This window comes from Blautia sp. NSJ-175, assembly GCF_022867815.1.
In the GTDB taxonomy this organism is placed as follows: domain Bacteria; phylum Bacillota; class Clostridia; order Lachnospirales; family Lachnospiraceae; genus Blautia; species Blautia celeris.
Genome location: NZ_JALIFQ010000010.1, coordinates 159,856 through 175,809, shown reverse-complemented (window position 1 = coordinate 175,809; position 15,954 = coordinate 159,856). Strand labels below are relative to the sequence as shown.

The following is a 15,954-nucleotide window of genomic DNA, read 5'->3' as shown; positions in this document are numbered from 1 at the left end:
TCGTTGACTAAATCTGGATAAGGAGCGATAACATGACAATAGAAGAGTGGCTGGGAGAGGAGAACCAGCTTGGTATGGATATCTGGGCAAAGAAATACTGCTGCGAAAATGAGGATTTCGAGGCCTGGCTTACAAGGATCAGCGGGGGAAATGAGGAGATTGGAGAGTATATCCGGCAGAAGAAATTCCTGTTCGGCGGCAGGATCCTTTCCAACAGAGGACTTCAGAAGCAGAACAGAAAGGTGACGTATTCCAACTGTTATGTCATTACACCACCGGAAGATGAGATCGAAAGTATTTTTGACTGTGCGAGAAAACTGGCGCGGACCTACAGCTACGGCGGAGGGTGCGGCATTGATATATCAAAATTAAGTCCCAGAGGGGCCAAGATCAACAATGCGGCCAAGGAGACAAGCGGTTCCGTATCTTTTATGGAACTGTACTCCCTTGTCACTTCCCTGATCGGACAGAACGGAAGGCGGGGCGCGCTTATGATCTCCATAGACTGCTCCCACCCGGATGTGCAGGAGTTTATTGATCTGAAGACAGACCTGGATAAGGTGACAAAGGCCAATATTTCCATCCGCATCCATGAGGATTTTATGGAAGCTGTCAAGGAGAATAAGGACTATCTTCTGCACTACACACGGGAAGTTACCGGGGAAGTGATCGAGAAGACTGTCAATGCCAGGGAACTGTTCAGAAGGATCGCGGAGACAAACTGGGATTTTGCAGAGCCGGGCGCCCTGTTCTGGGACCGTATCACAGGGTGGAACCTGCTGAGTAATACAGAGGATTTTGCCTACGCGGGCGTAAATCCATGCGCAGAGGAGCCGCTTCCCGCAGGGGGGAGCTGTCTGCTGGGAAGTGTGAACCTGGCGGAGTTTGTGCAGAATGCGTTTACAGATACGGCGTTCTTTGATTTCGACAGCTTTAAGAAGTGTGTGCAGGCATCCGTGAACGCATTGAATGAAGTCCTGGAAGAGGGGCTGCCCCTGCATCCGTTGGACGAGCAGAGGGAGAGCGTGGAAAAATGGCGCCAGATCGGTCTTGGCATCATGGGGCTTGCAGATGCCCTGATCAAACTGGGAATCACCTATGGGGAGACCGAGGCGGTGGAGATGTGCGATAAGATTGGTTTTGCCATGGCAGACGCCGCTATTGCGGCTTCCGCCAGACTTGCCAGGGACAAAGGTGCATTTCCGGCCTGCTGCGTGGAGGAAATCATGGAGACCCCGTATTTTATGGCAAATACCACGGAGAAGACGAGAGATCTTGTGGGCAAATACGGCCTTCGCAATTCACAGCTTCTGACCATTGCGCCTACGGGAACCCTGTCCACCATGCTGGGTATTTCCGGCGGCATTGAGCCTGTCTATGCCAATTACTATGAGCGGAAGACAGAATCCCTGCACGGGACGGATGTGTATTACAAGGTGTACACAAAGATCGTGGAAAACTATATGAAGCAGTTTGAGATAAAGGATGACAAGTCCCTGCCGGAGTATTTTGTCACAGCCATGACACTGGACTACCGACAGAGGATTGACATGCAGTCTGTGTGGCAGAAGCATATTGACGCGTCCATCAGCTCCACTGTGAATGTGCCGAACAGCTTTACCGTGGAGGAGACAGAGAGCCTGTATCTGTACGCCTATGAGAGCGGGCTGAAGGGAATCACTATCTTCCGCGACGGCTGCAGACGGACAGGGATACTGAACACCAAGGAGACGAAAAAGGTGGCAGCAGGAGAGGGACTGAAGAGAGGCGATATCATTCTGGTCACAGACGATGTGGTGGGCAAGAAGCGGAAGCTGATCACCGGCTGCGGCAGTCTTCACTGTATTGCGCTTTTTGATCCCCATACAGGTGCGCTTTTGGAAACTTACCTGAGCAAAGGTTCCACGGGAGGCTGCAACAACTTCATGGTCGGACTTTCCAGAATGATCTCCATCAGTGCCAGAGGCGGGATTGACATTGAGACCATTGTGGACCAGCTCAATTCCAGCGGCTCCTGTCCGTCCTACACGGCGCGCCGGGTGACGAGGAAAGATACCAGCAAAGGGGCATGCTGTCCTATGGCCGTGGGTAATGCCCTGATGGATATGTATAATGAGATGCAGGCAGAGCTTGCCCAGAAGGAGAAAGACCTGGGCGGACGTTCCCACAAGAAGGCTCCAAAAGCCAAAGCAGTGACCGGACCGGAGACGGACAAGATATACTGCCCGGAGTGCGGGGAGGCTCTTGTCTTTGAAGAGGGGTGCAACATCTGTAAGAGCTGCGGATGGAGCAAATGCCATTAATGAATCACAGAACAGAGGAATAAGGGACCGCCGTACAGTTTGGGAACAGGCTATACGGCGGTCTGTTTCATGAACCCGATTTTCTTTACCAATGTTGAAGTACAGCCGGATATGTCCTATAATAGTCAATAAATATTGACCATTGGAGGATTCGTATGGAAGAAATCACGCTGGAGGAGCGCAGAAAACGGTTTGCGGAAAAATTTGTCCTCTGCCAGCCTGCGCTCTCTGCGATTGGGGATGAGACGAGGCAGCATATGATCCGGACTCTGATCGAGCACTGCGGGGAGGGAGGACTGCGTGTGGGACAGATTCAGAAGAACACTAACATTTCCCGCACTGCAGTGTCCCACCATCTGAAAATATTGATGGAGGCCGGAATCATTGCGGTGAACAGACGGGGAACCATGAATTTTTATTATCTGGATCCGAAAAGCAGCAGCCTGAAGCTGGTGGCAGAACTGTGGAGGGATGCAGAGGAAATGATGGATGTATGCCCGGAAAAGGTAAAGGAGAGGACAGAGAATGAAAATATATAATATTTATTTCAGCCCCACAGGCGGGACGAAAAAGGTGGCAGATATGCTGGGCAGTGCCTGGAGGGAAGAAAAACAGGAGATTGACCTGTCGGTTTTCGGGAAAGATTATACAGGGTATGTCTTTGAAAAGGAAGATGTCTGCATTGTAGGCGTTCCCTCTTTTGGGGGAAGGGTGCCGGAGGCAGCTCTTAACGCGCTTGGGCAGATGAAGGGATGCGGGGCGCGGGCGGTCCTTGCGGCAGTGTACGGAAACAGGGATTTTGATGACACGCTGCTGGAGCTTAAAGAGGCCCTTACGGATGCTGGGTTTCGCTGTGCAGCGGCATCTGCGGCTGTGGCGGAGCATTCGGTTATGAGGCAGTTCGGTGCAGGAAGGCCGGATGAGAAGGACAGGGCAGAACTGCAGGCATTTTCAAAGAAAATAAAAGAAAAGCTGGATGGACAGGCTGAAGGGAAGAGCGTAAGCGTGCCGGGAAATAAACCATACAGAAGCTACAGCGGCATTCCCCTGAAGCCAAAAGCCGGCAAATCCTGCACGAAATGCGGAATTTGTGCCGCAAAATGTCCGGCAGGCGCAATTCCGAAGAGCAATCCGTCGGAGGTGGACAAGGAGAAATGTATTTCCTGTATGCGCTGTATTTCCGTCTGTCCCCGGAAGGCGAGGGACGTAAACCGGATTCTGCGGAAGGCAGCCTCCGTAAAAATGAAAAAGACCTGCAGCGGCAGAAAGGAAAATAAAATATACCTCTGACTGCAGGCGTGAATTTATGAAAGGCAGGAAACAGATAGATGATAAAGGCAGTATTTTTGGATTACACAGGCACTATCATTGAGGAGGGCGGTCCGGACGGCATGGAGATGCTGAAGCGATGTTACAGAAACAGTGATATGGAAAGTATGGAGGCAATGCTGGCCTACTGGTGGAAGCTGATCAAGAATTTTGAAGCCGTCAGTTATAAGGACAGCTATATCACAGAGGATGAGATCGTGGACCGGGCACTGGAGGAGTGTGCCCGGAAAATACATCTCAAAGAGAATTTTGAGGAGCTGCACAGGCTTTGCCAGCGGTTTTGGATGTATGCGCCGGCATTTCCCGATTCGGCAGAGTTCTTTGAAAAATGCAGGGTGCCCATCTATGTGATCAGCAACAATGGCCTCTCCTATGTGGAGGAAGGCATGCGGGACAAGGACCTGCACCCGGCCGGTATCATCTGCGGGGATATGGTGAGGGCATATAAGCCCCACCGGGAAATCTTCCAAAAAGCTCTGGAGGTGAGCGGCCTTGGCCCGGAGGAGGTCATCCATATCGGGGATTCTGTCACCTCAGACGTTGCGGGAGCGGCAGCGGCGGGGATCACGGCTTTGCTGCTTGACAGAAAGGGTGATAAGACCTGTGAGGGGGTCACTGTGATCCACTCACTTACGGAAGCCCTTCCATTGTTAGAAAATCAAGCGTGAGAAAGTCAGATGTGAGAAGATCAGGACAGTTTCAGGGCCAGATACAGGACCGTGGCATCGCGGAATCTTCTGGGGTTCAGGCCGCATTTTTTGTAAATGCGGTCTAATTTATATTGGAGCGTGTTCTTATGAAGAAACAGTCTGCTGCTGGTGTGCCCCAGAGACATATCCTCCTCAAAATAGGCTGACAGCAGGGAAATATCCTCTGCGTCCAGCGCGTCCAGGGTCTTTCTGAGGTATTCCGCTCGGCAGCCCTCGTCCACGGAGGCCAGGACAAGTTCCAGAGTAAGGTCGTCAAAGACCGCATAATGCCGGATATCGGAGGATGCAATGCTTTTCATCGCGGCAGTTCCCGTATGGCCGGACTCTGAGAGCTGGAAAATGGGACAGCTTTTGCCAACGGCTATTTTCAGCAGCCCTTTCTGGGAGACGGCAAATTCTTCCAGGATGGGGGAGATCACAGGAAACCTGCGGCTGTCCGCCACAGCCAGGTATTCACTGGGAAAGTTGAAGGTGTAAAGCGTGATGTCGGTGCGGGAAAACAGCCGTTGTATTTTCTGCTCCGCCTCCGCGGTATTCATAGGAGACCTGCCGGAGTGGATATGGATCTGCAGCAGTCGGTACCTGCCGTTTCGGCTGATCTGAAAATGTTCCAGGGTATTCAGCAGATAAGCCTGGGACAGGTTCTCCCGGTTGATCAGAGAATGGATGACATAGTGCATCTTCTCCGCCTGGGTGCGGCTGAAGGTGTTAAGCTCCCTCTCCCGGATCAGAAGAACGGTGATACGTTCCGCCAGATAGGCATACTTGCGCACCTGGTCAGGAGGCCCGCTGATGCCGATGACTGCCACCAGGGAGCCGTTATGAAAGATGGGCAGGTTGACACCCTTCTGGGTTCCGGCAAACTGGCTGTCCGTATCTGCCTCCAGCATTTCTCCTTTTTCAGCGGCCTGTTTTCCGATTTCATGAAAACTTCCGATTCTCTTTTCATCTGTGCTGGCATAGATGATGCCTGTATGGTCAATAAAATTTACATTTTGTCCGCACACGTCTTTTACGGTCGCTACAATCTGCTGCGCCAGTTTTTTATCAATAGGATTGTCCATAGGAGATTTCCCCTTTCCGTGTTAAAATGAATCTGGATAAAGTATAACAGGGTATTGGTACAAATACCATAAATTTAAAGAAAAGATTAAAAAAATTATTATATATAACATTTTCGGAAAACCGGGTTTTTGGTATATTAGAAAAAAAGAGATACGGGAGGAAGAAAGATATGAGAGTAGTGACAGCCATTGATTCACTGAAGGGAAGTCTGTCGTCCATGGAGGCGGGCAGTGCTGTACGGGAAGGGATTCTCCGGGCGTGCGCGGAGGCTGAAGTGGAAATCCGGCCTCTGGCGGACGGCGGCGAGGGCACCGTGGAGGCGCTGGTGGGCGGTATGAACGGAGAGATTCAGCGCGTTACCGTTACAGGTCCCCTCGGAAAACCGGTAACATGTGAATACGGTATCATTGAGGATACGAAGACAGCCATTATAGAGATGTCAGGGGCAGCGGGCATTACACTGCTTGCACCGAAGGAGAGAAATCCCCTTCACACCACCACTTACGGTGTGGGGGAAGTGATAAGGGATGCCATTGAAAAGGGCTGCAGAAGATTTATTGTGGGCATTGGGGGCAGTGCCACCAACGACGGCGGCATTGGCATGCTGCAGGCTCTGGGCTTCGATTTCCTGAATGCCGCGGGAGAACAGGTGAGATACGGGGCAGAGGGGCTTTCGGAACTGGTCTCTGTAAGTGCGGACCATGTGATTCCGGGACTGGCAGAGTGTGAGTTCAAGGTTGCCTGTGATGTGACAAATGTACTGTGCGGAGAGCAGGGCAGCAGTGCAGTGTACGGGCCGCAGAAGGGGGCTACGCCATCTATGATCATCCAGATGGATGAATGGCTGGGCAGATACGCGTCACTGGCGCAGAAGAGTTTTCCGAAGGCAGACCCCATGTACCCGGGAACCGGAGCAGCAGGAGGGCTTGGATTCGCATTCCTTACCTTTACCAATGCGGTTCTGGAGTCCGGCATCCGTATCGTTCTGGAGGAGACCAGGCTGGAGGACTATGTAAAAGAGGCAGACCTGGTCATCACCGGAGAGGGCAGGCTGGACGGACAGACCGCCATGGGAAAAGCTCCTGTGGGCGTGGCGGAGCTTGCAAAGAAATACGGAAAACCTGTCATTGCCTTTGCCGGGAGTGTGACAAAGGATGCACGGGCCTGCAATGAAAAAGGGATAGACGCGTTCTTCCCTATTCTGCGGGGTGTCACCACACTGGATGAGGCCATGGAACCGCAAAATGCCAGGGCAAATATGGCAGATACGGCGGAACAGGTCTTCCGGCTGATACATGCTTTCCGTGCGTAAGAACATTTAATTTCCGCACCTGAAATATCCCGCGGTTGTACGATGGGGCATGACATGGTAGAATGTATAAAGAAAATATGTGTACAGAAGCAGGGAGAATGGAAATGGCACAGAAAAGGCTGTCAGACAGGGTAGCGGATAGCATCCTGTCCATGATCGTGGTGGATAAAAAGTTTAAACCGGGGGATAAGCTTCCCAATGAAAATGAATTTTCAGAGATACTGCAGGTGAGCCGCACCACGCTGCGCGAGGCATTCCGCATACTGGCAGCAGGCCGGGTGGTGGAGATCCGGCGCGGAAGGGGCACGTATGTCAGAGAAGATTTTGCGGACCCCTCCATGGATGCTTTGTCTGATCTGACAGCAGCCAGAGTGGATGCAGGAGATCTGTATGAGATGCGTCTGATCTTTGAGCCGGAGGCTGCCTACTATGCGGCAAGACGGGCTACAGACAGGGAACTGGAACGGATTCTGGAGCTGGGGGAGCAGATAGAGGAGCTGATATTGGAGGGCAGGGACAGAAGGGCAGTGGAGCAGGAATTTCACAAGGCCATTGCCAGAGCCACTCATAATGAGTTCATGAACCGTCTAATGCCTATCCTTTTTTCTGCCATTGACAAGGGCGTGACACTTTCCAGGGAGAAGCGTGAGGCGGAGGAAAATACAGTTTCGGACCACAGGATGCTTATGCAGTTTCTGCAGAGCAGAAATGCAGAGGGCGCCAGGTATGCCATGAAGATCCATATGATGCATGCCATCGAACAGCTTGATATTCCCAAGGACAGACCTTGATACGTGAAAAAGAAGTCTGCCAATCAGAATCGGATCTGATTGGCAGGCTTTTTTAATTTTCTGAAATTTTTTCCGCGACCGCATCCAGATATTGTTCATCCACGGGGGAATATACATCCCTGAGCATACGGCACGCCTCATGGTAATAATATGCCGCGTCCGCGGGCAGTGCATTTTGTACAGATATGTCGTTATCACAAGCCGAATAGATGCCGGCTTTTATTTGCGCGTAAATACGGTATATGATTCCCATTTCATAAGGATTTTCCAGTTTTTCCGCATAGCCGAGCGCTGTCTTCAGGTGCGCCAGGGCTTCATTGCACGCTCCTTTTTCCAAAAGTATCCGGGAATAATAGGAATAAGGAAGGCTGCGCCCCCACATAAGGTTTCCCTGTTCGTAGCGCGCGATGGACTCTGTCAGATATTTTTCGGCAGAGCAGAGGCTGCCGTTGTCGCATGCTGCCATGCCCGCGTAGGCGTAGAAGACAGATACGCCGCTGACCAGGAAGTTGCTTCCGCTGATCTTCAGGGCTTTTTCATAATACTCCATGGCCTTTTCATACTCCATGGAATGCCGGAATGCCTCCCCAATCCAGGAATAGGCGGCAGCCAGATTGTACAGATGCTCGTCCCTGGCAGGAGAATTGCTGAAGATTGCAATGGCTTCCTGCAGATGGGAAATCCCTTTCTTAAGACTGCCTTTCATAATATCGCCCAGGCCCTGCAGCCGCTTCCAGATAGCCACCTCATCCGTGAAATCTGTGTGTGCCAGAAGCTGCAGGGATTCGGATACGATTTCTTCCATTTTATCGGGCTCATATCGGTTGATGTATACGCAGATCAACTGGCGGTTCGCCTGCAGAAGCTTGGTGAGCTGAAAGGGGGTGGGTGTTTGCCGGTTCAGTTCCTTTAATTTGAAAATGTAGGACAGGCCTTTCTCATAGCTGCATATCCGTATATAATGCCGTCCTATCATGTGCAGATAATCGGACAGGATCTCAAGCTGTTCCTCCCTGGAATTCTCCCCGTCAAACAATTCAAAAGAAGATTCATTTACCTTGTTCTCCACCGTGTACAGCAGATCCTCAATAATGCTAAGATCCGCTGACAGGCGGTCACTTGTCTCCTCCCTCATATCCAGTGTGAACAGGGTCAGGTTATGACCGATGATCGGAAAGAATTCGTGGGTCACATTCAGGTAATTGTATAGATATTTGACCGCATATTTCAGATATTTCTGCCGGTTGGCCCCTCTCTCAAAGTGAAAGATCAGCTTGGGATACAGTGCCATATCGGCAGGGCCTCCCAGGAGGCGGCCCTCTAAATAATGGCCAGCTTTATTATGGAGGATTCTCTTTTTCGTCCATGACATTTCGTCGTATACATACTCCATGATCTTCTGATGGGAGAAGGAGAAAAAGGTGTTTTCCTGGTCCATATCCTCTTTCAGCAGATCCTTGTTCAGAAGATATTCAAGAATTTCCACCAGCTCATAGTCTTCCTTCCGGGAGAGGACCGAGAGGCAGTCATAGGATACCCCGTCAAAAAATATGGACACAAGATTCAGAATCTGACGGTATTCCGGGGGTACGGGAGCCACACGCTGCTTGATGATATTGCGCATATTTGGGGTGATATCATCAGGGGAGCCGTGATATTTTATGGTGTTGACAGCCTCTGTGATAAAAAGCGCGTTGCCCTCTGTCTCATGAAATAACTGTTCTTTCACACTGTCTGTGAAAGCATATCCGGGCAGCAGACAGGAGGCAAGGGATATGGTGTCCCGGTAGTCAAAGCGGTTCACAGCGATGTATTCCAATTGGCCGATGGAACACATATCCTCGGCAAAACGTTCCGCATCTCCCTCCAGACCGCTGCGGGCAGCGAACAGGAAAAGGAGGTTCTGCCGGCTGTAGTCCTTCAGGCTGGTGATGATATCCCTCATGAGGGAAAGACTCACTTTATCCGCCCACTGTATGTCGTCAAAAAAGAAAACAAGAGGCACGCAGCAGGACAGACGGATCAGGCCATTGACAAAGATACTCTGTATGCTTTTGTAATCCAGGGTGGAGATGTCATCAGCGTCCGGCATGGGATGACACTGCTCCTGAGTGAAGGGGAATAGTGCCTGTATGCTCTGTACAAGAGACATATGCTGCGCCGCATTCCCCGTGTCTGTGAGATACTGCAGGAGCTCCCGCACAGGTTTCTGCCATGGTTTTAATATGTATTTTTCCTCCGCACAGTAGCAGCGGGAGGTGAGCAGAAGGGTATCTGCCGGCAGGTTTTGGGGGGATAGTGCCTGATTTGCCAGCCGCGTTTTTCCGACCCCGGCTTCGCCCAGAAGCAGCATGTGCCGTACCGGATCATCCTGACCGAGAGAGGACAGGTTCTTTTCCATACGCTCCAGTTCTGCTTCCCTTCCACAGAAGACAGAGGAAATATGTCTGGGGGATTTCAGTTCTTTTTTGCCCTCCAGAATCTTGTTCACTTCCTCGTTCCAGGTCTGCTCGATGGCAAGGGCCAGGTCCTGTATTTCTTTTGCGGGAGTTTCAAAAAGCTCTTGTTCCAGCAGGGATTCCAGACAGTTATAGATGTGCAGGGCCTGGGTGTATTCCTTTCTGGACAGATAGATCTGCATCAGGTATTTGTAGGCAGTTTCATCGAATTCGTTTATCTGCATCTGTTTTTGGCAGAGGGACTCACAAAGCTCAAAATTTCCGGAATCATAGTGCCGGGAGATGGCGCGGTGCAGTTTTTTCAGGTAATGGGCCTTGAAGACCTGCCGGGTGTTGGTTACCCACTCATTGAAGGATACATTATTTTTCAGGTAAAAGCCCTCCAGGAAATCACCTCTGTATAGTCCTGTATTGTCTTCATCCTTCAGAAACAGGTCTGTGTCCAGCATCGGAAAAAGGGCCGGATTGATCCTGATGATATCCCCGGATTCTTTTACCAGAAAGTCCTTCCCGAGATTCTTCCGGATGATATAAAAGGCATTTCTCAGATTGGAGTTCGTCTTCTCCTCCGAACATTTATCCTCCCATATAAGGTCAGCAAGGGTATATTTATTCACTGCTTTGTTCAGAAAAAGGTAATACAGAATGGCTTCTGCCTGCCGATAGGGAAAAACAAGGGGAGACCCGTCCAGCAGGATGGAAGGGCTGCCCAGCATGGATACCGCCAGTTGCTGACTCATAAAATACCTCCTGTCAAAAGCTTTACTATCATGTTATTCCTTATTATAAATTAGGCGTCAAAAGATTACAATTAAAATAATTTTTTTTTGACACTTCTTTTTTGATATTTTTTTGATACGGTGCCTGTATGCTTGAAAAAATAAAATCCGAGAGGCAGTAAACGGTGGAAAAAATGGAAAAATACAAGGTAATTGGAAAGGAATTGTCAAATGACCAGGCTTACGGCAAGGTGACCGGGCGGGTCAGATACTGCAGTGACATGCAGTCTTTGGGTATGCTCCATATGCGGCTGAAGGCAGGGACGGTTGCCCACGGGATCATCCGCCGGGTGGATGCAGAAAAAGCGCTGGCACTTCCGGGGGTGGCGGCAGTGTACTCCTGTGAAAACACCCCGGATATCTGTTACGACAGGGGCAGAGTGGAAGCCTGGGAAAATGTACCTAACCAGGAAAAGCTCTTTGACAGGCATGTCCGCTTTCTGGGTGAAAGGGTGGCGGCAGTTGTGGCGGATTCGGAGGAGACGGCAGCAAAAGCATGTGAGCTGATCACAGTGGAATACGAGGAACTTCCGGCAGCCATATCTGTGGAGGAGGCAGCAGCTTTGGAGGCACTGCCCCTGCACGGAGATGGAAATGTCTATGAGGTCCCTTCCTTTGAATACGGGGACTTTGAGACAGCCCGGGGAGAGTTCTTCCATGAGAGCAGATCCCATATCGGAAGAATGACGCATCTGGCTATGGAGACACAGTCCTGCAGGGCTGCGTATGATGCCTCGTCGGATAAGCTCACCATATGGTCGGGCTGCCAGTCCGTGTTTGGCGTCAGAAGCACAGTGGCGCAGTATCTGGGGATGCCCTACGCAAGAGTACGTGTGATCAAGGCGCCCATGGGCGGGTCCTTTGGAGTCAGACAGGAGACACTGCTGGAGCCGCTGACCGCGTATGCTGCCAGAATGCTGGAGGCAGATGTAAAGCTGGTGTATACAAGAGAAGAGCAGATTGTGAATACCATGATGAAGCATAGCCTGGACGGAACCGTGAAGAGCAGGATCAGAAAGGACGGAACCATAGAGGGGCTGTCCATGTCCTGTACCCTGGATGCCGGCGCATACCTTACGGTATCCAGGGGGTATGCGTCCACCATTGGGGAGAAGATAGCAAAGGTGTACCGTATGCCAAACATACATTTTGACGCCCGGGTGGTCTGTACCAATACTCCGATAAACGGAAGTTTCCGAAGCTGGGGATCATGTGAGGAGGCACTGCTCTTAGAGAACCACTGGAATATGGTGTGCAGGGAGATGGGAATGGACCCTGTGGAATTCAGGCTGAAGAACATCCTTTATCCCTATGAGACAGAAGTGGTACATAAGATTCCGGTGGGAAATGTCCATTTCCAGGAGTGTCTGTTAAAAGGGCGGGAGGTCTTTTGCTGGGAAGAAAGGAAAGAAGCCTGTAAAAAAAGAAACAGGGAACAGAGAAGATACCGATACGGAATCGGTATGGCGCTGGCATCCCACACCAGCTCCTTTTATCCTTACAGGGTGGATGTGGCGTCAGCAGCCGCCAGAATCCAGGAGGACGGCAGCCTGATCATCCATGTGGGAATCCATGACCACGGCTGCGGAACTGTGATGGCTATGAAGAAGATCGCGTCCGAAATCATGGAGATCGGTCTGGAGAAGATTGAGCTGAACGAGGCGGATACACAGAACAGCCTTTACGATTACGGCTGTTACGCCAGCAGGACAGTATATTCCCTGGGGCAGTCTGTGAAGCAGTGCTGTGAGCACATTCTGGAAATGGCAAGGGAGACGGCAGCGGCAGCCCTTGGATGCAGCAAAAGCTTTCTTCGCTACCGGGCAGGTGAGTTTTTTAAGGAGATGGAGGAGACCGTGCGGATATCTCTGCCGGAAGTCATCCGGTATTCCATTCAGACCATGGGACAGGATATCTACTATGCCAATACCACCAATGCCGGAGAAAATCCCGGCGTGGCAGCAGCTCATTTTACAGAGGTACAGGTGGACACTTATACGGGCATGACGAAGATTATGCACTGCCTGTCTGTACATGATATTGGCAAAGCCATCAATCCTGACCTCTGCAGAGGGCAGATTGGAAGCGGTATTCAGCAGGGAATGGGAATGGCGCTCTGCGAGGAGATCAAAATACATCCGGTGACAGGGCAGACACTCATAACGAATTTTAAGAATTATGAGGTGGCCAATGCCTGTGACCTGCCTGACTACCAGACTCTGCTGATTGAAGAGCCTGAGAACAGCGGCCCGTTTGGGGCGAAATCCATAGGGGAAGTGGTGGTAGTGCCTGTGGCGCCTGCCATTGTGGCAGCGGTCAACGATGCGCTGGGAACAAATCTGACCAGGCTTCCCCTGACACCTGCGGTCATTCTGGAAGCATTGGAGGGAAAAACAGTATGAGATTGAATTTTGTATTAAATGGAGAGCAGAAGACCATGGAGGTTCCGGGGGAAAAACGGCTTCTGGATTTTATCAGGGAGGATCTGCATCTGACCGGCACCAAGGAAGGGTGCGGGGAGGGGGAGTGCGGTGCCTGCACTGTGGTCTTAAACGGACAGGCCATCCATTCCTGCCTTGCTGTTGCCGGACAGTTGGAGGACAGCGAGCTGCTGACCATTGAAGGACTGGAAAAGAACGGTGAGCTGGATGCCATTCAGAAGGCTTTTATCAAAAAAAGTGCTGTTCAATGCGGATTCTGCACCAGCGGCATGGTAATGTCCGCCAAGGCGCTTCTTCTTCATAATCCCAACCCCACTCAGGAGGAGATAAACCGTGCCATTGCCGGAAATATCTGCAGATGTTCCGGGTACCGGGAAATCCGGGAGGCCATTCATGAGGCGGCCGCCAGCGGGAACGGAGGTGCAGTATGAGCACAGAGTATTTACAGCCCAAAAGCTGGGGTGAGCTGAAAGAGGATCTGCAGAGACTGACGGAAAAGTCTGTGATCCTGGCCGGCGGTACAGACTTGATGCCGAAAATCAGGTCAGGAAAAAAGGAGCCGGATCTGTATTTAAGCCTTTGCAGGATGGAAGAACTGAAAGCCATAGAAAGGCAGGGCGAATGGCTGAAAATCGGTGCCATGGCTGCCCATACCCAGGCTTCGGAAGATCCCTTTATCAGGAAATATTTTACTGCGCTTGCCATGGCCTGCAGTCAGGTAGGATCCCAGCAGATACGCAACAAGGGAACGCTGGGCGGCAGTCTGGCAAATGCCTCACCTGCCGGTGACATTATACCCTGTATCTTCCTGTACGGAGGGAAGATAGAGATCCTGGGAGAAAACGGAATTCGCAGTGTGGATGCGGAATCTTTTCTTTTGGAAAACGGGTGCACGTTACTGGGCAGAAATGAGCTTATAACGTCCATTCTGCTTCCCCTGGAGGAGGAAAGAAAAAGTTGTTTTGTAAAGCTGGGAAGCCGAAGAGAGGTCACAATCGCGCAGATTTCCCTGTGCATTTCCTGGAAAGAGGAGGATAATGAAAAGAAGGACATGAAAGGCTTCATTGGGGCGGTGGATATAAGGCCCGTGGAGTTTGAAAAGGCATATCTTCTCGGAGAAAATTCAGAGGAAAGCAGGGAGGAGGCCGCTGCGTGGCTGGCTGATAAAATAAGAGGCATAAGAAGCAACAGGACCAGGGAATCAAAATTAAAGATAACAGAGGCGGAAAAGCTGTACAAGGAAAGAGCGGTAAAAGGAATCGTTTTTGATGCGGCAGATTGGATAGAGAGAGAAAGCACATTCCATACAGGGAAAAAAGGAGAAGGAAAATTATGAGTGGCGGGAAAAAAGAACGGCAGAAAAATATGACATTTTCTAAATCAGTGTTTGTGTTTGCATTTGTAGTTGCGGCACTTCTGACAGTGACAATCGGTCTTGGGGGGCCTGCCCATGTGGCAATGCTCATCGCGGCCATTGTGGCTGGAATCGTGGCTGTGAGTTCAGGATATTCCTGGGATGAACTGCAGGAAGGTATCGGGGATACCATTAAGGCGGCTGTACCGGCGATTCTGATTCTTCTGGCAATTGGTGTTATCATCGGCGTCTGGCTGCTGGGAGGAATCGTGCCCACCATGATCTACTACGGACTGAAAATCTTATCCCCGTCGGTTTTTCTGCTGGCAAGCTGCCTGATCTGTGCGGTGATTGCTACTGCCACAGGAAGCTCTTGGTCCACAGTGGGGACCATCGGTGTGGCGCTGATGGGAATCGGCAGCGGGCTGGGTGTGCCCGCGGGTATGACAGCAGGTGCCATTATATCAGGAGCGTATTTTGGTGACAAGATGTCCCCTCTGTCCGATACTACCAATCTGGCGCCTGCCATGGCAGGGACGGATATCTTTACCCATATCCGCCATATGATCTACACCACAGGGCCGAGCTTTATTATCGCACTTATCCTGTACGGAATCATAGGTATCAAATTCGCGGGGAATAATTTTGATTCCTCCCTGGTGGAGCTGTATACCTCAACGTTGAAAGATATTTTCTATGTCTCTCCAATCATGCTGATACCGCCTGTGCTGGTCATTATCATGGTGATCAAAAAGATACCGGCGCTGCCTGGGCTGATCGCAGTGGCATTTCTGGGATGTGTGTTTGCATTGGTTTTCCAGGGGGCTGACCTGCAGTCCGTGATTTCCTCCGCCTTCTCCGGATTTTCCATTGAGACAGGAGTGGCAGAGGTGGACAAACTGCTGAATCGGGGCGGCATGACCAGTATGATGGAGATCATCTGCCTCATTCTCATTTCACTTTCCTTTGCAGGTATCGTGGAAAAGAGCGGTATGGTGAATACAGTTATTGAGCGGGCGCTGAAGAATGCCAGGAAGGATTCCACAGTCATAACGGCAACCCTTTTATCCACAATTTTCACCAATTTTGCCACTGGCGTGCAGTATGTGGCGCTGATTATTCCGGGGAGGATGTTCAAGGATATTTACAAAGAAAGAGGACTGCATCCAAAGAATCTGTCAAGGGCTTTGGAGGATACAGGAACCCTGTGTGCGCCCTTTGTTCCATGGGGGACAGATGCCGCGTTTCTTTCAGGGGTCCTTGGGGTGACAACGGGGATTTATGCACCGTTCTGTTTCCTGAATCTTATCAATCCCATTGTGTCTCTGATCTGTGCGCAGACGGGTTGGACCATTGAGAAGATGGAGAAAGATACGGCTTCGGCAACAGAAAATGCAGGATGAATGATTCA

At 50.9% G+C, this 15,954-nt stretch carries 12 protein-coding genes; 10 read left to right on the top strand and 2 right to left on the bottom strand.

The window, feature by feature from the left end:
- The first annotated feature begins 32 nt into the window (after positions 1–32).
- From MUB35_RS16905 to MUB35_RS16890, 4 genes are all read left to right on the top strand, one after another.
- The gene (locus MUB35_RS16905; protein ID WP_227242738.1) at positions 33–2,303 is read left to right on the top strand and encodes an adenosylcobalamin-dependent ribonucleoside-diphosphate reductase; all 2,271 of its coding nucleotides are present in this window, start codon (positions 33–35) and stop codon (positions 2,301–2,303) included.
- 155 nt (positions 2,304–2,458) lie between these two features.
- Positions 2,459–2,842, top strand: coding sequence for an ArsR/SmtB family transcription factor (locus tag MUB35_RS16900; RefSeq protein WP_227209843.1), 384 nt, complete (start codon positions 2,459–2,461; stop codon positions 2,840–2,842).
- Entirely contained in the window at positions 2,829–3,593 is a 765-nt protein-coding gene (locus MUB35_RS16895) for an EFR1 family ferrodoxin (protein WP_244806538.1), read from the top strand. Before MUB35_RS16900 ends, MUB35_RS16895 begins: the two co-directional genes overlap by 14 nt.
- Positions 3,594–3,631: 38 nt before the next feature.
- A complete protein-coding gene (locus MUB35_RS16890) occupies positions 3,632–4,300 on the top strand; it encodes an HAD family hydrolase (RefSeq protein ID WP_244806537.1) in 669 nt (222 codons plus the stop codon).
- A 20-nt stretch (positions 4,301–4,320) separates the two neighbouring features.
- On the opposite strand, the gene MUB35_RS16885 is transcribed toward MUB35_RS16890, so the two are convergent.
- A complete protein-coding gene (locus MUB35_RS16885; RefSeq protein WP_244806536.1) occupies positions 4,321–5,406 on the bottom strand; it encodes a CdaR family transcriptional regulator in 1,086 nt (361 codons plus the stop codon).
- Positions 5,407–5,576: 170 nt separating this feature from the next.
- Between MUB35_RS16885 and MUB35_RS16880 the strand changes: the two genes are divergently transcribed.
- Both MUB35_RS16880 and MUB35_RS16875 read left to right on the top strand, forming a co-directional pair.
- A complete protein-coding gene (locus MUB35_RS16880) occupies positions 5,577–6,719 on the top strand; it encodes a glycerate kinase family protein (RefSeq protein WP_054351823.1) in 1,143 nt (380 codons plus the stop codon).
- A gap of 104 nt (positions 6,720–6,823) precedes the next feature.
- Positions 6,824–7,510 carry a FadR/GntR family transcriptional regulator gene (locus tag MUB35_RS16875; protein WP_331477546.1) on the top strand — a complete coding sequence of 229 codons (687 nt, stop codon included), beginning with the start codon at positions 6,824–6,826 and terminating at the stop codon, positions 7,508–7,510.
- A gap of 52 nt (positions 7,511–7,562) precedes the next feature.
- On the opposite strand, the gene MUB35_RS16870 is transcribed toward MUB35_RS16875, so the two are convergent.
- The gene (locus tag MUB35_RS16870; protein ID WP_244806534.1) at positions 7,563–10,709 is read right to left on the bottom strand and encodes an AAA family ATPase; all 3,147 of its coding nucleotides are present in this window, start codon (positions 10,707–10,709) and stop codon (positions 7,563–7,565) included.
- A gap of 173 nt (positions 10,710–10,882) precedes the next feature.
- On the opposite strand from MUB35_RS16870, the gene MUB35_RS16865 reads away from it, so the two are divergent.
- From MUB35_RS16865 to nhaC, 4 genes are read left to right on the top strand one after another with little or no spacing between them, the layout of a single operon-like run.
- The gene (locus MUB35_RS16865) at positions 10,883–13,150 is read left to right on the top strand and encodes a xanthine dehydrogenase family protein molybdopterin-binding subunit (RefSeq protein WP_148393204.1); all 2,268 of its coding nucleotides are present in this window, start codon (positions 10,883–10,885) and stop codon (positions 13,148–13,150) included.
- Positions 13,147–13,620, top strand: a complete 474-nt coding sequence (locus tag MUB35_RS16860; protein WP_148393203.1) for a (2Fe-2S)-binding protein — start codon at positions 13,147–13,149, stop codon at positions 13,618–13,620. Before MUB35_RS16865 ends, MUB35_RS16860 begins: the two co-directional genes overlap by 4 nt.
- Positions 13,617–14,525, top strand: coding sequence for an FAD binding domain-containing protein (locus tag MUB35_RS16855; protein WP_148393202.1), 909 nt, complete (start codon positions 13,617–13,619; stop codon positions 14,523–14,525). The genes MUB35_RS16860 and MUB35_RS16855 overlap by 4 nt, the downstream gene beginning before the upstream one ends.
- Complete coding sequence (gene nhaC, locus MUB35_RS16850; protein WP_103731873.1) at positions 14,522–15,946, top strand: Na+/H+ antiporter NhaC; 1,425 nt, start codon at positions 14,522–14,524, stop codon at positions 15,944–15,946. The genes MUB35_RS16855 and nhaC overlap by 4 nt, the downstream gene beginning before the upstream one ends.
- Positions 15,947–15,954: the final 8 nt, after the last annotated feature.